The sequence below is a fragment of the Pseudomonas sp. R-28-1W-6 genome (assembly GCF_009799925.1).
Classification (GTDB): Bacteria; Pseudomonadota; Gammaproteobacteria; order Pseudomonadales; family Pseudomonadaceae; genus Aquipseudomonas.
This window is the reverse complement of sequence record NZ_WELK01000005.1, coordinates 102,091-117,723: the sequence shown is the minus strand read 5'-3', so window position 1 is coordinate 117,723 and position 15,633 is coordinate 102,091. Positions and strand designations below refer to the sequence as shown.

General features: G+C 67.2%; 16 protein-coding genes. 2 read left to right on the top strand and 14 right to left on the bottom strand.

Annotated elements, in window-relative coordinates; all coding sequences use genetic code 11:
- Positions 1 to 41: 41 nt before the first annotated feature.
- Positions 42 to 821, bottom strand: a complete 780-nt coding sequence (locus F3I62_RS12390) for a class I SAM-dependent methyltransferase (protein ID WP_160489941.1) — start codon at positions 819 to 821, stop codon at positions 42 to 44.
- Between the two features lie 106 nt (positions 822 to 927).
- Here F3I62_RS12390 and F3I62_RS12385 point away from each other — a divergent pair, with 106 nt between their 5' ends.
- The gene (locus F3I62_RS12385) at positions 928 to 1,719 is read left to right on the top strand and encodes a hypothetical protein (protein WP_256667752.1); all 792 of its coding nucleotides are present in this window, start codon (positions 928 to 930) and stop codon (positions 1,717 to 1,719) included.
- 13 nt (positions 1,720 to 1,732) lie between these two features.
- On the opposite strand, the gene F3I62_RS12380 is transcribed toward F3I62_RS12385, so the two are convergent.
- The 5 genes from F3I62_RS12380 to ppc all read right to left on the bottom strand — a co-directional run bounded on the left by F3I62_RS12380 (position 1,733) and on the right by ppc (position 7,334).
- On the bottom strand, positions 1,733 to 2,632 hold the full coding sequence (locus F3I62_RS12380) for a DUF72 domain-containing protein (protein WP_160489940.1): 900 nt from the start codon (positions 2,630 to 2,632) through the stop codon (positions 1,733 to 1,735).
- On the bottom strand, positions 2,595 to 2,939 hold the full coding sequence (locus F3I62_RS12375; RefSeq protein ID WP_160489939.1) for a hypothetical protein: 345 nt from the start codon (positions 2,937 to 2,939) through the stop codon (positions 2,595 to 2,597). Before F3I62_RS12375 ends, F3I62_RS12380 begins: the two co-directional genes overlap by 38 nt.
- Before the next feature lie 74 nt (positions 2,940 to 3,013).
- On the bottom strand, positions 3,014 to 3,694 hold the full coding sequence (gene tsaB, locus F3I62_RS12370) for a tRNA (adenosine(37)-N6)-threonylcarbamoyltransferase complex dimerization subunit type 1 TsaB (protein ID WP_160489938.1): 681 nt from the start codon (positions 3,692 to 3,694) through the stop codon (positions 3,014 to 3,016).
- Between the two features lie 196 nt (positions 3,695 to 3,890).
- Positions 3,891 to 4,538 (bottom strand): adenylate kinase, encoded by a 648-nt coding sequence (adk, locus tag F3I62_RS12365; RefSeq protein WP_160489937.1) that lies wholly within the window; start codon positions 4,536 to 4,538, stop codon positions 3,891 to 3,893.
- 159 nt (positions 4,539 to 4,697) lie between these two features.
- Entirely contained in the window at positions 4,698 to 7,334 is a 2,637-nt protein-coding gene (ppc, locus tag F3I62_RS12360) for a phosphoenolpyruvate carboxylase (protein ID WP_160489936.1), read from the bottom strand.
- A 196-nt stretch (positions 7,335 to 7,530) separates the two neighbouring features.
- Between ppc and F3I62_RS12355 the strand changes: the two genes are divergently transcribed.
- Entirely contained in the window at positions 7,531 to 7,875 is a 345-nt protein-coding gene (locus tag F3I62_RS12355) for a pilin assembly protein (RefSeq protein ID WP_160489935.1), read from the top strand.
- A gap of 171 nt (positions 7,876 to 8,046) precedes the next feature.
- On the opposite strand, the gene F3I62_RS12350 is transcribed toward F3I62_RS12355, so the two are convergent.
- The 8 genes from F3I62_RS12350 to prfB all read right to left on the bottom strand — a co-directional run bounded on the left by F3I62_RS12350 (position 8,047) and on the right by prfB (position 15,457).
- Complete coding sequence (locus F3I62_RS12350) at positions 8,047 to 8,553, bottom strand: O-acetyl-ADP-ribose deacetylase (protein WP_160489934.1); 507 nt, start codon at positions 8,551 to 8,553, stop codon at positions 8,047 to 8,049.
- Positions 8,554 to 8,567: 14 nt separating this feature from the next.
- On the bottom strand, positions 8,568 to 8,900 hold the full coding sequence (locus F3I62_RS12345; protein WP_160078688.1) for a hypothetical protein: 333 nt from the start codon (positions 8,898 to 8,900) through the stop codon (positions 8,568 to 8,570).
- Between the two features lie 227 nt (positions 8,901 to 9,127).
- Positions 9,128 to 9,877, bottom strand: coding sequence for a TIGR00266 family protein (locus F3I62_RS12340; RefSeq protein WP_160489933.1), 750 nt, complete (start codon positions 9,875 to 9,877; stop codon positions 9,128 to 9,130).
- A 109-nt stretch (positions 9,878 to 9,986) separates the two neighbouring features.
- On the bottom strand, positions 9,987 to 11,276 hold the full coding sequence (locus tag F3I62_RS12335) for a flavohemoglobin expression-modulating QEGLA motif protein (RefSeq protein WP_160489932.1): 1,290 nt from the start codon (positions 11,274 to 11,276) through the stop codon (positions 9,987 to 9,989).
- Positions 11,277 to 11,288: 12 nt separating this feature from the next.
- A complete protein-coding gene (locus tag F3I62_RS12330; protein WP_160489931.1) occupies positions 11,289 to 11,846 on the bottom strand; it encodes a hypothetical protein in 558 nt (185 codons plus the stop codon).
- 98 nt (positions 11,847 to 11,944) lie between these two features.
- The gene (locus tag F3I62_RS12325) at positions 11,945 to 12,658 is read right to left on the bottom strand and encodes a TetR/AcrR family transcriptional regulator (protein ID WP_372240123.1); all 714 of its coding nucleotides are present in this window, start codon (positions 12,656 to 12,658) and stop codon (positions 11,945 to 11,947) included.
- Positions 12,659 to 12,796: 138 nt separating this feature from the next.
- The gene (lysS, locus tag F3I62_RS12320; protein WP_160489929.1) at positions 12,797 to 14,299 is read right to left on the bottom strand and encodes a lysine--tRNA ligase; all 1,503 of its coding nucleotides are present in this window, start codon (positions 14,297 to 14,299) and stop codon (positions 12,797 to 12,799) included.
- Between the two features lie 62 nt (positions 14,300 to 14,361).
- Positions 14,362 to 15,457 (bottom strand): peptide chain release factor 2 gene (prfB, locus tag F3I62_RS12315; protein WP_160489928.1). Its coding sequence is split into 2 segments (ribosomal slippage): positions 14,362 to 15,384 and positions 15,386 to 15,457, totalling 1,095 coding nucleotides; the frame shifts between segments, so codons are not numbered across the junction.
- Positions 15,458 to 15,633 lie beyond the last annotated feature (176 nt).

Sequence of the window (15,633 nt, the reverse complement as noted above, 5' to 3'; positions counted from 1 at the left end):
CACGCCCGTTTACGGGAGTGGGCTGGAGAGCAAGCAACCACTCAAGGTTTCAGTGCTTTCTTGGGGTAGATGTCATAGCGGCTGGACTTGCCCTCCAGCGCGTAGCTGGGCTTGGCCCCCTCGATCACCGGCGCCTTGCGCGGGCGCTTGACCACCACCCGGTGGCTGGCCAGGGCCAGCGCGGCCTCGAGTAGCGCCGGGGCGTCCAGGTCGTCGCCCACCAGCGGGCGGAACAGGCGCATCTCCTTCTTCACCAGGGCGCTCTTGTCGCGATGGGGAAACATCGGGTCGAGGTAGATCACCTGCGGCGGTTCGCCCTGCCACTGCCCCATCAGCTCGATGGCATTGCCGCCGAGCAGGCGCATCTGCGCGGCGATCGGCCCCACCTCGGCATCCTGCCTGGCGCGCGCCAGGCCATCTTCGAGCAGGGCGGCGATGATCGGCTGGCGCTCGATCAGGCTCACCTGGCAGCCCAGGCTGGCCAGGACGAAGGCATCGCGGCCCAGGCCCGCCGTGGCATCCAGCACCACGGGGCGCACCCCGGGCTGCACGCCGACCGCCTTGGCGATCATCTGCCCGCTGCCGCCGCCGAACAGGCGCCGGTGCGCCACCGCCCCCTCGACGAAATCGACCCGTACCGGCCCCGGCGCCTGCGGCCCCAGCTCCGCCAGCTGCAGGCCTTCGCCGCCCAGCTGCAGGGCGAACTCGGCCTCGCCCGCCAGAGGCAAGCCCAGGCGTTGCGCCCACTCGGCACAGGCCGCCTGGTAGGTTGGCGCCAGGGCCTCGGCGCGGATTCTGGCTATATGCCGCTCGTCGCTCATCGGGAAATATGCTCAAAAAATGTTCAATTCGACCGCTCGGCAGCCGATACAGGCGTAACGCCGTATTTTGCCAGACGCAGTGGCCGCCAGCCGCATCGAGTTGATCATGTTTGACGTAGTTTCCGCGCCCCATGGCGCCGCCCACCACCCGCGCCGCGACAATCTGGACGAAAGCCTGGATGCCGGCCTGCGCGACTCGCTGGATTACCAGATCCTGCGGCGCACCCTGATGCTCGACGAACCGCTGCCGGCCGCGTCGCCCGCAGCCAGCGCCGCCGCGCAGCCCAGCAGCGCCCAGGCCAGCGCGGCGCCGCCGGAAGTCGAAGCAGCCGCGCGGGTCGCCAGCTTCCGGCAGGTCCTGCAGCAGCGCGAGCTGGAGCTGAACGTCAGCGCCAACCCGCCGCCGCAGAAGAGCGACCCGCTGGCCCTGGACCTGGCCGGCAACGGCTTCAGCACCCGCGGCCTGAACGATGCCGTGCGCTTCGACCTGGATGCCGACGGTCGCACCGACCGCATCAGCGCGCCCAGCGGCGACGACGCCCTGCTGGCCCTGGACCGCAACGGCAATGGCCGCATCGACGACGGCCGCGAGCTGTTCGGCGACCAGCATGGCGCCGCCAACGGCTTCGCCGAGCTGGCCAAGCACGACGACAACCGTGATGGCCGCATCGATGCCCAGGACGCCATCTTCGAACGCCTCAGCCTGCTGCGCTTCGACGCCCAAGGCCGCCAGCAGCAACAGAGCCTGAGCGAGGCCGGGGTCGGCGCCATCCAGCTGCAGGCGCGCGATGTCCAGCAGGCCCTCGGCGCCTATGACGAAATCGCCCAGCTCGGCAGTTTCGACTTTACCGACGGGCGCCGCGGCCAGGCCGCCGACCTGCTCCTGGCGCGGCGCTGAAACCGCAAGCCCGCTAGAGCAATCCCAGCTGCCCCTCCTGCGCCTGCCTGTCGGCAAATGCCAGCTTCGGCAGGCCCGGCAAGCGTTCGCCCAGCTGCTGGTGAAAACGCAGCGCCAGGTGCGGCGCCCGCAGGTTATCCGGGGTATGCAGGAACACGAAAGGCTGCAACCCCGCCTCGATCCAGGCCGCCACCTTATCCAGCCAGGGCGCCATGAACGCATCGTTGGCCGCCAGCTCCGGGTGGCCGATGAAGCGCAGCTGCGGCTGCCCGCTGAAGGCGGTGGGGCGTGGCGGCAGGCGCGGCTTCTTGGCCTGCGCATGCAGCACCGCCGGCTCGCTGGAAGCACAGCTGAACAGGGCCCGCGAGTCCAGGCAGATGCGTTCCACCTGCCGCTCGTGGAGCAGGCGATTGAGCGCCCGCTCCTCCTCGCCCCTGGCGAAGAACGCCGGGTGGCGCACTTCCACCGCCACCTTGCCCTGCAGCGTGTCGAGCAGCGCCGGCAGCTCGGGCAGGCGCGCGGGGCCGAAGCTGGCCGGCAACTGCAGCCAGAACGGCGAACAGCGCGCGCCCAGCGGCCGCAGCAGGCCGACGAAGGCCTCGGCGGCGCTCAGTTGCTCGCGCAGATCGCCGCCATGGCTGATATCGCGCGGCAGCTTGGCGCAGAAGCGGAAGTCCATCGGCATCAGTTCGGCCCAGCGCGCCACGGTCTGCGCCGAAGGCCGAGCGTAGAAGGTGGTGTTGCCTTCCACGGCATTGAACAGCTGCGCATAGTGGACAAGGAAGTCGCTGCTGCGGGCGCTATCGGGATACAGGGAGTCGCGCCAGGCCGGCTCGCTCCAGGACGGGCAGCCGAGGAAATAGGGCAGCACGGGGTCAGGCGTAGAGATCGAGGCCGAGCACTTCGGCGGCATCCCGCTCGCTGGTGAAGCTGGCGGTGCTGCCGTAGGCGGCCAGGGCCTGGCTGGCCTTGGCATTCGGCGGGCGCTGCTGACTGAGTACGTCCTGGCTGCGCACCGGCAGGCTGTCGCTGCTGGCGCTGCCGGCCTGCACCCGGCGCAGCTGCGGCGTCTGCTCGAAGCCCTGGCTGCTGGCCGGGCTGGCGGGCAGCTCGCGGCGCACCTCGACTTCGCGCTGGCTTTCGCGATAGGGCGTTACCGCGCTGCCCGGGCGGGGCGTGCGGTCCAGCGAATAAGAGGAGGTGAAGCCATCGATGCGCATCGGTTACTGCTCGAACTACATAAGGGCAATTTAACGACGCCGCCGGCAATTGGCAATTGCCGGCGGACGCGGGGTCATGGCGCCGCCTTGGGGGTCGCCACCTTGTCGCGCAGATAGACCGGCAGCGCCTGGTCGGCCGGCAGCGCCTCGCCGCGGGCCCAGGCGAAGCGAGCCAGCTGCAGCAGGTCCTGGGCGTGCGGCAGCATGCCGCCGTCCTGGCCGGCCGGCGTCACCGCCAGACGCGCGGCGTAGCTGCCCCAGCCGGTACCGGCGCCGAACCAGTCGCCCGTGGCGCCGCGTGGCAGGCTCACCTGCTCCGGCGCCAGTACCGCCTCGACGCCCTGCAGGCGCATTTCCCCCTGCTCCTCGCGGTAGCAGCCCCAGTACACCTCGTCCATGCGCGCGTCGATGGCCGCGGCCACCTGCCGAGCACCCTGCTCGCGCAACGCGCGCTGGGCCAGCACGGCCAGGTTGGACACCGGCAGTACCGGCTTGTCCAGGGCGAACGCCAGGCCCTGGACCACGCCGATGGCGATGCGGATGCCGGTGAACGCGCCCGGCCCGCGACCGAAGGCGATGGCATCCAGCGCCGCCAGTTCGACCCCGGCCTCGTCGAGCAGGCTGCGGATCATCGGCAGCAGGCGCTGGGCGTGCAGGCGCGGGATCACCTCGTAATGGCTGAGCACCCTGCCCTCATGCAGCAGGGCAACGGAGCAGGCTTCGGTGGCGGTATCCAGGGCCAGCAGGGTGGTCATCGGGGCAATCCGGTCAGGCAAAAAGGGCATGCAGTATAAACGCCAACGGCCCGCAAGCGGGCCGTTGGACAACTAACCAATGATCGAGCGAGCTAGAGCCAGGCTAGGCGGGAAAGGGCCGAGGGCGCGGAGTTTACATGCAGTAAATGAGCACCCGAGGCCCTATTCCAACGCCGCATGGCCGACGCGCAGCCGATCAGCTCAGAGCGGCCAGCACCTTGGCGGTGATCTCGTCCACCGAACCGACGCCAGCGATGGCGCTGTACTTCGGCGTGCCGTCGACGGCAGCCAGCTTCTGGTAGAAGTCCACCAGCGGCTTGGTCTGCGAGTGATACACGGACAGGCGATGGCGCACGGTTTCTTCGGTGTCGTCCTTGCGCTGCACCAGGTCGTCGCCGGTGACGTCGTCCTTGCCCTCGACTTTCGGCGGGTTGTAGACGATGTGGTAGACGCGGCCGCTGGCCTCATGCACCCGACGACCGGCGATGCGCTGGACGATCTCTTCGTCGTCGACGGCGATTTCGACCACGTTGTCGATGATCACGCCGGCTTCCTTCAGGGCTTCGGCCTGGGGAATGGTGCGCGGGAAACCGTCGAAGAGGAAACCCTTGGCGCAGTCGGCCTCGGCGATGCGCTCCTTGACCAGGTTGATGATCAGGTCATCGGAGACCAGACCACCGCTTTCCATGATGCTCTTGGCCTTCAGACCCAGCTCGGTGCCGGCCTTGACCGCTGCACGCAGCATGTCGCCGGTGGAGATCTGTGGAATACCAAATTTTTTGGTAATGAAACCAGCCTGGGTACCTTTGCCGGCACCGGGCGCCCCCAGCAGAATCACGCGCATCGATGTGCTCCTCAAGAAATGACTAGAAATCGTCGGATTCGCCTCATGGGGCCAATCTCAATATTCGGGTTTCGGCGTCACTGAGCGGCCAAAAGGTTGACCAAGATACACAGCAGCCCCCTGCCACACAAGCCACCCAAAGTAGCAGTCCGAAAGGCCTTAGCCGGTGTTGCGCAGGCCCGCGGCGATGCCCGCGACAGTCACCAGTAAAGCCTGTTCCAGAGGGCTGTCCACCGGCCCCTGACGCTGCCTGGAACGGGCCAGGAGCTCGGCCTGCAGCAGGTGCAGCGGGTCCAGGTAGATATTGCGCACGGTGATCGCCTCGCGGGTCTCCGGGCTGTGGGCAAGCAGCTCCGACTGGGCGGTCAGGCCGAGGACGATGGCACACGACTGCGACAATAGGTCGCGTAAATGCGCACCCAGCGGTCGCAAATCGTCACCGACCAGACGCTGGTCGTAGAGCGCGGCGATGCTGCCGTCCGCCTTGGCCAGAACCATCTCGAGCATGTCGATGCGCGTGCGGAAGAACGGCCACTGCTCGCGCATCTGCGTCAGCAGGGCCTTTTCGCCACGCTGCAGGGCGTTGCCCAGTGCCGTTTCCCAGCCCAGCCAGGCCGGCAGCATCAGGCGGGTCTGGGTCCAGGCGAAGATCCACGGGATTGCCCGCAGGCTCTCCACCCCGCCGGCCCGGCGCTTGGCCGGGCGACTGCCCAGCGGCAGGCGGCCGAGCTCCTGCTCCGGGGTGGCCTGGCGGAAATACTCGACGAACTGCGGATGCTCGCGCACCACCGCGCGGTAGGCGGCCAGGCCGTCGGTGGCCAGCCGATCCATGGCCGCGCGCCAGGCCGGTTCGGGCGCCGGCGGTGGTTGCAGGGTGGCCTCCAGCACGGCCGCCAGGTACAGGTTGAGGTTCTGCTCGGCCAGGTCCGGCAAGCCGAACTTGAAGCGGATCATCTCGCCCTGCTCGGTGGTGCGGAAGCGCCCGGCCACCGAGCCCGGCGGCTGCGAGAGGATCGCCGCATGGGCCGGGCCGCCGCCGCGGCCGACCGTGCCGCCGCGACCATGGAACAGCAGCAGCTCGACCTCGTGCTGGCGACAGACCTCGACCAGCGCCTCCTGGGCGCGGTACTGGGCCCAGGCGGCGGCCAGGGTGCCGGCGTCCTTGGCCGAGTCGGAATAGCCGATCATCACCTCCTGCGGGCCGTGCAGGCGCGCGCGGTAGCCATGCAGGCCGAGCAGGCGGTCGATGGCTGGCGCGGCGTTGTCCAGGTCGGCCAGGGTCTCGAACAGCGGCACCACGCGGATCGGCCGCTGCAGGCCGGCCTCCTTGAGCAGCAGTTGCACGGCCAGCACGTCCGAGGGCGCACCGGCCATGGAGATCACGTAGGAGCCCAGCGCCGCGGCTGGCGCGCCGGCCACCACCCGGCAGGTGGCCAGGACCTCGGCGGTCTCCGCCGAAGGCCGGTGTTGCGGCGGTAGCAGCGGGCGGCGGTTGTCCAGTTCGCGCAGGAGAAAGTCGAGACGGGTGTCCTCGTCCCACTCGGCATAGCGGCCCAGGCCCAGGTAATCGGTGATTTCGCTGAGCGCGGCGGCATGCCGCGCAGCATCCTGGCGGATGTCCAGGCGCAGCAGGAACAGGCCGAAGGTGGCCGCCCGGCGCAGGCTGTCGAGCAGCGCGCCCTCGGCGACCACGCCCATGCCGCAGGCGTGCAGCGAGTGGTAGCAGAGTTCCAGGGGTTCGAGCAGCTCGCGGTTGTCGTGCAGCACCTCCGGGCCGGGGGCGACTTCGCCGGCCAGCGCCGCCTCGATCCAGGCGCGGGTGGCGCGCAGACGTTCGCGCAACTGCTTGAGCAGGGCCCGGTAGGGTTCCGGATGCACGCCGACCACCCGGCGCAGCTCGTCGCTGGCCTGCTGCATGGACAATTCGCTGGCCAGCTGCTCGATGTCGCGCAGGTACAGGTCGGCGGCCATCCAGCGCGCCAGCAGCAGCACCTCGCGCGAGACCTGGGCGGTGACGTTGGGGTTGCCGTCGCGGTCGCCGCCCATCCACGAGGCGAAGCGGATCGGCGCCGCCTCCAGCGGCAGGCGCAGCCCGGTGGCGGCCTGCAGGGCCTGATCGGCGCGGCGCAGGAAGCTCGGCACGGCCTGCCACAGGGAATGCTCGATGACGGCGAAGCCCCACTTAGCCTCGTCCACCGGGGTCGGCCGGCTGCGGCGGATTTCCTCGGTGTGCCAGGCCTCGGCGATCAGCCGGCGCAGCTTCTGCTGCAGCACCCCGCGCTCGCTGGCGGACAGGTCGGTGTGATCCAGCGCCGCCAGCTGCGCGGTGATCGCATCGTATTTCTGGATCAGGGTGCGCCGCGCCACTTCGGTCGGGTGGGCGGTCAGCACCAGTTCGATATCCAGCCGCGCCAGCTGGCGGGCCAGCTGCTCGGGCTTGTGCCCGTCGCCCTGCAGGCGCTGCAACAGCTCGGCCAGCACGCGATTCTCGAACGGCTCGGCCTCGCCCGGCCGGCGCCGGCGGATGCGGTGGTACTGCTCGGCGATATTGGCCAGGTTGAGGAACTGGTTGAAGGCCCTCGCCACCGGCAGCAGCTCGTCGTCGCTGAGGCCGTCGAGGGTGGCGCGCAGCTGCTGCTCGCCGGCGGCCGAGCCCTTGCGCCCGGCCTTGGCGCCCTGGCGGATCAGCTCGATCTTGTCGACGAACGCCGCGCCGCGCTGGTTGCCGATGGTGTCGCCGAGCAACTCGCCGAGCAGGTGCACTTCTTCGCGCAGGCGCGCATCGATTTCCGCCATGGCCGAGCACTCCCCTGGGGTAGAGGCTTCAGCTTGCCCAGCATGGCGATTTCTGACAAGTCCACGACGAATGGCGATACAGCCGGCGAGCGCGAGCTAGGCTGAACATAGCGGTCGTCAAAAGCGCCCGCCGACCGGCCTGCGCCGCTCCCGGCCAGTACCGTCGCCCACCACGAATGGGCCTGTAGAGGTGTTTATGAAAATCCGTGAGCTTGCCCGCCACTGGGAACAGAACGCCAAGGGCCGCCTGACTCCCAGCCATTACCAGATCCACCTGGACCTGGAGTCCGCCGCGCGCCTGGCCGCGCTGGCCGAGATGTACCCCAAACGCAGCAGCGAGGAGCTGATCGGCGAACTGATCAGCGCCGCCCTGGAAGAGCTGGAAGCCAGCCTGCCCTACGTCAAGGGCAGCAAGGTGGTGGCCACCGACGAACAGGGCGACCCGCTGTACGAGGACATCGGCCCGACGCCGCGCTTTCTCGCCCTGTCACGCCGCTACCTGCAGACACTCAGCGCCAAGCAGGACGGCGCCAAGCACTAAGAGCCTGACTCGGATCTTCCGTAGGGTGCGCCATGCGCACCAGCAAGCCCGCACAGGACCATGGTGCGCACAACGCCCCCTACGTGGAGGCATCGATAAGCTATCGAAGTGCGGCCGCAGGGTACCCTGCGGTACTCGCATTGTGCGGCTCGAAAAGATCGTGAACGGGCTCTAAGCAGAATCGAGCAGACGCTGGTACAAGCCGGCCATCTCGGCCGAAAAGGCCACCAGCACGGCCCGTTGCAGGCTGCTGCCGGCCGCACGCGGACGGCGCAGCTCGCCGACGGCGACCTGCGCGGCGGCCTCCCGGGGATAGCCGTAGACGCCGCAACTGATCGCCGGAAAGGCGATGCTGCTCAACCCGGCGCTTTCGGCCAGGGCCAGGCTGTTGCGGTAACAGTTCGCCAGCAGCCGGGCCTCGCCCGCATCGCCACCCTGCCAGATCGGCCCGACCGTGTGGATCACATGCGGCGCGGGCAGGCGAAACCCAGGGGAAAGCTTCGCCGCGCCAGTCGGGCAACCGCCCAGGCCGCGACAGAAGGCCAGCAGCTGCGGGCCGGCGGCGCGATGAATCGCGCCATCCACGCCTCCGCCGCCGAGCAGCGAGCCATTCGCCGCATTGACGATGGCGTCCACCGCCAGGCGGGTGATGTCGCCCTGCCAGACGTCTATCTGCATGGCCTTGCCCGGTCTTACTGGGCCGCCGGGGCCGGCGGGGTTTCCTCGCCCATGCAGCGCACGGCCTGCTTCTTGTCGTCCACCAGCACGCCGGTCAGGCCCTTCTGCTGGGTGTCGAACAGCACCAGCACGCCGTCGATGCAGTGCGCCACCTGGTTGGCCGGTTTCACCGAGAGCTTGTAGTCCTCGCCCGGAATGGTCTTGAGCATGGTGAACTCGGCCAGCAGCAGGGCGTCTTCTTCCTTGGCGAAATGCAGGTAGCCGTAGAACCACAGCACCGCGATGGTGCCGACGATGCTGGCGATACCGGTGAGGATCAGGGGGATGGCGTTACGTTCTTCACTCATGGCGTTGTTCACTGCTCGAACTGGCTGAAATGGGACTTGGCTGCCGGCAGCCAATGGCGGCGCAGCCTGATATAGGCGTACGCCATTGGCAAGAGGGCGCGACCGATAGCCGCTGCGGTCATTAGACCTTTTTACGATCTCCCGTAGGGTGCGCCGTGCGCACCACAACCCCCATACAGACATTCAGGTGCGCACGGCGCACCCTACGGATTACACAAAGTTGTAACTCAGGACTTGCCGCCGGCGCGGACTTCCTCGCGCGCCTTGAAGGTGGCGTCGTAGATGCGTTCAGCCAGGCGCGAGAACGGCAGGCTCTGGATCCACACCGTGCCGGTGCCCTTGAGGGTGGCCAGGAGGATGCCCTCGCCGCCGAACAGCATGCTTTTCAGCCCGCCGGCCAGGCCGATGTCGTAGTCGATACCGCTGGTGAAGGCCACCAGGCAGCCGGTGTCCAGGCGCAGGGTCTCGTTGTTCAGCTCCTTGCGGATCACCGTGCCGCCGGCATGCACGAAGGCCAGGCCGTCGCCCTCCAGTTTCTGCAGGATGAAGCCCTCGCCGCCGAAGAAGCCGGCGCCGATGCGCTTGTTGAAGCTGATGCCGATCTCGGTGCCGTGGGCCGCGCAGAGGAAGGCGTCCTTCTGGCAGATCAGCTTGCCGCCGACCTGGCTCAGCTCGATGGGCACCACGCTGCCCGGATAGGGCGCGGCGAAGCCGACCCGCTGCGGGCCCTGGGCCTGGTTGCTGAAGTGGGTCATGAACAGCGACTCGCCGGTGAGCAAACGCTTGCCGGCGCCCCACAGCTTGCCCAGCACGCCGCTGGCCGAGCCGTCGCCCATGCGCGTCTCGAAGCGGATGCCTTCGGTCATGTAGTTCATCACCCCGGCTTCGGCGATCACCGTCTCGCCCGGGTCGAGGATGATTTCCACGGTCTGCGCCGAGGCGCCGAGGATTTCGTAGTCGAGTTTGTGGCTGGGCATGCGGGGCTCCTTGGCTGCCGAGGTTGGGCTTCGCCGCTGCGCGGCTCAACCCAACCTACAACCCGTATCTGTAGGTTGCGGTTGAGCGCAGCGAAGCCCAACGCGAAGGTCAGAGAATGTTGGCGTAGTCCGCTTCGATGCGGTCCAGGCTGAGGTGATTGAGGAAGTTGGAGAAGCACATCCAGGCCGACAGCGCGTTGAGGTCGCGGAACTGCGGCGGCAGGTACTTGGGCGGCGTGACCAGGCCTTCGTCGACCAGCTGGCGCAGGGTGCGCATGTCTTCTAGGGTGGTCTTGCCGCAGAACAGCAGCGGGATCTGCTCCAGCTTGCCCTTGCGCACGGCCAGCTGGATGTAGTTGTAGATCAGGATGAAGCCCTTGAGGTAGGACAGGTCCTTGGTGAACGGCAGGCCGTCCGGGGTCGAACCGCGGAAGGCGCGGCTGGCGTTGCCGTAGCTTTCCTCCAGGCTGAAGCCCTGCTCGCGGTAGAACGCGTGGACCTGCAGGAAGTCGGCGCCCTCCTCGGCCATGTGGATGGCGCGGGTGCGGTTGGTCAGCTTGCGCAGGCGGGTCGGGTAGGAAGCGAAGGCGATCACCTCCATCAGGATCGCCAGGCCTTCCTGGGTCACGGTCGACGAGGGCGGCCCCTTGGCCAGGAAGGTGCAGATCGGCTGGCTCAGGCCGTTCAGCGTGGTGCCGACATGCACCATGCCCTCGTGCACTTCCAGGGCGCGCACATCGCGCTGGTTGAACAGCGCATCGGCACGCACCTTGATGTAGTCGGCACCGGCCGCCGCGTCGGCGACGATGCCGTCGGACTCGAACACGCGGATGGTGTCGTCGCCGAACACCGCGGCCAGGCGTTCCTGCAGGATAGCCACGGCGTCCTTGGCGGTGAGGGTCTTGGCCTCGTCCTCCAGGTCACCGCGGGCGGCGATGTTGTTCAGGTAGTCGGACAGCATCAGGCCGAGGTCGGCCAAGGTCGGGTCGCCGGCATGGAAGGCGTCGGAGGCAGCGCCGTACAGCTCCTGGGAGATCAGGCCGAAATCCGCGGTGCCGCGCGCCTCGAGCATGCGGATGACCATGCGGTACTCCTTGCACATGCGCCGCATGATCTGCCCGACCGGGTTGAACTGGCCGAGCTGGCGGGTGATGTCGCGCTCGATGTTCTGGAATTCCAGCTTCTTCGCCGTCGAGTCGAAGCTCAGCGGGCGGCTGTCGTAGTAGCTGCGGTCGACCGCCGGCATGGCCTTGCCCTTGGCCTTGAGGAAGCCCTGGCGGATGCTGTCGTCCCACTTGATCGCATCGAGCACGCGGATCGGCGTCTGCGCCTCGACCAGGCGATCGGACAGGGCGCGAATGGTGGCGTGGTAGTCGTCCAGCGTCTTGCGTCTGCTCATCGGCCTGCTCCGTTACTGCCCGCTGCTGCGCTGGTAGCGCGCGACTTCGACGAACACGTCGGCATTGGCCTGGTCGTCCAGGTAGCGGAACACCTGATCCAGCGAACTGCTGACCAGCACGCCCTCGCCTTCCGGGGTTTCCACCGGCTGGCCCTGCAGGGTGCCGTTCTGCATGTCCTGCAGGATGCGCTCGACATCCAGGTTGTAGATCACCAGCTCGTTGCCGGCAGTCAGCTCGAAGCCGGCAATCGCGAAGTTGGCGCCCAGGCGCTTGGGCAGCCCGGCGGAGATGTACCAGCGGCGGCCGTGGTGGGCCACGGTGAAGCCGTATTCCTCGAGGCTCTTGAGGTTGTCCTCGCTGTCGACCCAGGTGCGCGCCTTGTAGACATTGGAGCCGGCGCGGCTGATCGCCAGGAGCTGGCGCTCGCCCCACTCGTCCTGGCGCTCCCAGTCGCCGAGCAGCGGTATCGGCGCGGCCTCGTTGGCCGGAATCGGGTCCTTGAAGGTGACCAGACAGCCGCTCACCAGCAGACAGGCGAAGGCAGCTACCGCAAAGCGCCAGGCATTCATTACGCACTCCTTGTGAGATCCGTTGGGCCAACGTCGCGCTGGCTTTGCCGGCTGCAGAAACAGCGAGCCCCGCAACAGCGGGGCTTGGCCTGCCAATCCTACAGCCCTATGGCCAGGTTCAGAAAGCGCCGCAGCACGGCGCTCTGGCCCGGCATGTCCAGCTTATCCGCGCCATCGACGAGGGCATGATATTCCATCCGCAAAATAAGCGTAGTCAACACCTGCGCATCCTCGACCGCTGCCGCAGAACCCAGGGTGCGCAAGGCCAGCTCGGCGAACCGCAGGCGCAGCTGCTGGTGGGCCATGGCCAGCGGGGTCAGGGTCGGGTTGGTCAGCGCCTCCTGGCGGAAGGCCAGCTCGGCGAGCAGCTCGGCATTGCCGTCGCGAACCTTGGCCTGGACATGGGCGACGGTCAGCTCGATCAGCTGTTCGGCCATCTGCTGGCGCAGCTGTGGATTAGCGCCGATTTCCCCGGCCATGCGCTGGAAGTCGCGGGCGATATCGGCCCAGAGCAGCGCCAGGCTGGCCGAGCTGCGCTCGACGAACAGCACGAAGCTGTCGCTGATCAGGTCCTGGATGTCCTTGAAGTAGTAGGTGGTGGCCGACAGCGGCACGCCGGCCTCGGCGGCCACGGCGCGGTGGCGCACGCCACGCAGGCCGTCGCGCACGATGATGCGCAGGGCCGCGTCGAGGATGCTCAGGCGGCGCTGCTCGCTGCCCTGGCGGCTGGCCTTGCGGCCCTGATACTGGACACTGTCGGCGAGTTCACCGGCCAGCCGGGCCGGGCACGCAAGGACGGAGCTGAGAGTCACTACGGCGGAATCCCCCACGAATTGCGGACAAAAAACAGGGCCTGCCATGGGCAGACCCTCCTTTTTCGGCAGCGGCACACGGTGATAGCCATGTGCCATGCCGCGAGTTCCGCACAGTGCCCGTTGCGGGCACTGCAATCAAGCGTGCGGACGCATATGCGGGAACAGAATCACATCGCGAATCGATGGCGAGTTGGTCAGCAGCATGACCAGGCGGTCGATACCGATACCCTCGCCGGCGGTCGGCGGCATGCCGTATTCCAGGGCGCGGACGAAGTCGGCGTCGTAGTGCATGGCCTCGTCGTCACCGGCGTCCTTGTCGGCCACCTGCTGCAGGAAGCGCGCGGCCTGGTCTTCGGCGTCGTTGAGCTCGGAGTAGGCGTTGGCGATTTCGCGGCCACCGATGAACAGCTCGAAGCGGTCGGTGACGCTCGGATCGTCGTCGCTGCGGCGGGCCAGCGGCGAGACTTCGAACGGGTAACGGGTGATGAAGTGCGGCTGCTCCAGCTTGTGCTCGACCAGCTCCTCGAAAATCATCACCTGCAGCTTGCCCAGGCCTTCGAAGCCGAGGACCTTGGCGCCGGCCTGCTTGGCGATCTCGCGGGCCTTGTCGATGTCGGTCAGGTCGGCGGCGCTGATGTCCGGGTTGTACTTGAGGATCGAGTCGAACACCGACAGGCGCACGAACGGCTCGCCGAAGTGGAACACCTTGTCGCCGTACGGCACGTCGGTAGTGCCCAGAACCAGCTGGGCCAGCTCGCGGAACAGCTCCTCGGTCAGGTCCATGTTGTCTTCGTAGTCGGCGTAGGCCTGGTAGAACTCGAGCATGGTGAACTCGGGGTTGTGCCGGGTCGAGACGCCTTCGTTGCGGAAGTTGCGGTTGATCTCGAAGACCTTCTCGAAGCCGCCGACCACCAGGCGCTTGAGGTAAAGCTCCGGGGCGATGCGCAGGAACATCTGCATGTCCAGGGCATTGTGGTGGGTCTCGAACGGCTTGGCCGCGGCGCCGCCGGGAATGGTCTGCAGCATCGGCGTTTCCACTTCGAGGAAGTCGCGCTGCATCAGGAAGCTGCGGATATGCGCGATGACTTGCGAACGCACGCGGAAGGTCTCGCGCACTTCCTCGTTGACCATCAGGTCGACGTAGCGCTGGCGGTAGCGCTGCTCGGTGTCGGTCAGGCCGTGGTGCTTGTCCGGCAGGGGGCGCAGCGACTTGGTCAGCAGGCGCACGTCGGTCATTTCCACGTACAGGTCGCCCTTGCCGGAACGGGCCAGGGTGCCCACGGCGGAAATGATGTCGCCCATGTCCCAGTGCTTGACCTCGGCGAGTTTCTCTTCCGACAGGGTCTTGCGGTTGACGTAGACCTGGATGCGCCCGGTCATGTCCTGGATGACCATGAACGAGCCACGGTTGAGCATGATGCGCCCGGCAACCTTGACCGGGATGGCAGCGGCTTCCAGCTCTTCCTTGGTCTTCTCGGCGTACTGTTTCTGCAGGTCGGCGCAGTAGTTGTCGCGGCGGAAGTCGTTGGGGAAGGCGTTGCCCTGCTCACGGATGGCAGCAAGCTTTTCCTTGCGCTGGGCAATCAGCTTGTTTTCTTCCTGCTGCAGTTCGTGTTGGTCGAGTTGTTGGTCGCTCATGGTCATCGGTTTCCGTCACGGTGTCGTTGCCGCCCTCCTCTGGAGAGCGGAATCGAAAGGTATTACAGGCCTTGCTTCAGGCTGGCTTCGAGGTATTCGTCGATATCGCCGTCCAGCACCTTGTCGCAGTCGCTGCGCTCGATGCCGGTGCGCAGATCCTTGATCCGCGAGGCATCCAGTACGTAGGAGCGGATCTGGTGGCCCCAGCCGATATCCGACTTGGTCTCTTCCAGGGCCTGGGACGCGGCGTTGCGCTTCTGCACTTCCTGCTCGTACAGGCGCGCACGCAGCATCTTCATCGCGGTGTCTTTGTTGGCGTGCTGGGAGCGTTCGTTCTGGCACGCCACCACGGTGTTGGTCGGCACGTGGGTGATACGCACCGCCGAGTCGGTGGTGTTGACGTGCTGACCGCCGGCACCGGAGGAGCGGTAGGTGTCGATGCGCAGGTCGGCCGGGTTGATCTCGATCTCGATGTTGTCGTCGATTTCCGGCGAGACGAACACCGCGCAGAACGAGGTGTGGCGACGGTTGCCGGAGTCGAACGGGCTCTTGCGCACCAGGCGGTGCACGCCGATCTCGGTACGCAGCCAGCCGAAGGCGTATTCGCCCTTGATGTGCACGGTGGCACCCTTGATCCCGGCGACTTCGCCGGCGGACAGTTCGACGATCTCGGCATCGAAACCGCGCTTGTCGGCCCAGCGCAGGTACATGCGCAGCAGGATGTTGGCCCAGTCCTGGGCCTCGGTACCGCCGGAGCCGGCCTGGATATCCAGGTAGGCGTTGTTCATGTCCATTTCGCCGCTGAACATGCGGCGGAATTCCAGCTTCTCGAGGATGTCGCGCAAGCGCTCGACTTCGCTGACGATGTCGCTCACCGCGCCTTCGTCGTTCTCCTCGACCGCCATGTCCAGCAGGTCGCGCGAATCGGCCAGGCTGCCGGTGAGGTCGTCGATGGTTTCGACGATCTGCGCCAGCATGGCGCGCTCGCGGCCCAGGTTCTGCGCGTATTCGGGGTTGTTCCAGACGTTGGAGTCTTCGAGTTCGCGGTTTACTTCGACCAGACGATCATGCTTGTGATCGTAGTCAAAGATACCCCCGAATGGTCTGGGTCCGCTCGGACAGGTCCTTGATGCTGTTGAGGATCGGGTTGATTTCCATGGCTGTCAGCACTCGCAGGCGAAGAGGGACGCAGCGGCCCTGTGCGGCCCGGCGAGCCAGCCGGAACGGCCGCTGACCGGGCACGGCGACAGGCCGTGACCCCGAAGTTTCAGAAAAGCCGGCGAGTATACCCCAGTCGGTGCCGTGCTGCCGAGGCCCGGCCTGACCGGCGGAAC

Coding starts and splice junctions, on each gene's coding strand:
- F3I62_RS12345 (WP_160078688.1), bottom strand. CDS start 8,900: ATGAGTGAAGAACGTAACGCCATCCCCCTGATCCTCACCGGTATCGCC.
- F3I62_RS12390 (WP_160489941.1), bottom strand. CDS start 821: ATGAGCGACGAGCGGCATATAGCCAGAATCCGCGCCGAGGCCCTGGCG.
- F3I62_RS12375 (WP_160489939.1), bottom strand. CDS start 2,939: ATGCGCATCGATGGCTTCACCTCCTCTTATTCGCTGGACCGCACGCCC.
- tsaB (WP_160489938.1), bottom strand. CDS start 3,694: ATGACCACCCTGCTGGCCCTGGATACCGCCACCGAAGCCTGCTCCGTT.
- F3I62_RS12350 (WP_160489934.1), bottom strand. CDS start 8,553: ATGCAGATAGACGTCTGGCAGGGCGACATCACCCGCCTGGCGGTGGAC.
- F3I62_RS12335 (WP_160489932.1), bottom strand. CDS start 11,276: ATGAGCAGACGCAAGACGCTGGACGACTACCACGCCACCATTCGCGCC.
- adk (WP_160489937.1), bottom strand. CDS start 4,538: ATGCGCGTGATTCTGCTGGGGGCGCCCGGTGCCGGCAAAGGTACCCAG.
- F3I62_RS12330 (WP_160489931.1), bottom strand. CDS start 11,846: ATGAATGCCTGGCGCTTTGCGGTAGCTGCCTTCGCCTGTCTGCTGGTG.
- F3I62_RS12355 (WP_160489935.1), top strand. CDS start 7,531: ATGAAAATCCGTGAGCTTGCCCGCCACTGGGAACAGAACGCCAAGGGC.
- F3I62_RS12340 (WP_160489933.1), bottom strand. CDS start 9,877: ATGCCCAGCCACAAACTCGACTACGAAATCCTCGGCGCCTCGGCGCAG.
- ppc (WP_160489936.1), bottom strand. CDS start 7,334: ATGGCGGAAATCGATGCGCGCCTGCGCGAAGAAGTGCACCTGCTCGGC.
- F3I62_RS12380 (WP_160489940.1), bottom strand. CDS start 2,632: ATGCCGCCGAAGTGCTCGGCCTCGATCTCTACGCCTGACCCCGTGCTG.
- lysS (WP_160489929.1), bottom strand. CDS start 14,299: ATGAGCGACCAACAACTCGACCAACACGAACTGCAGCAGGAAGAAAAC.
- F3I62_RS12385 (WP_256667752.1), top strand. CDS start 928: ATGTTTGACGTAGTTTCCGCGCCCCATGGCGCCGCCCACCACCCGCGC.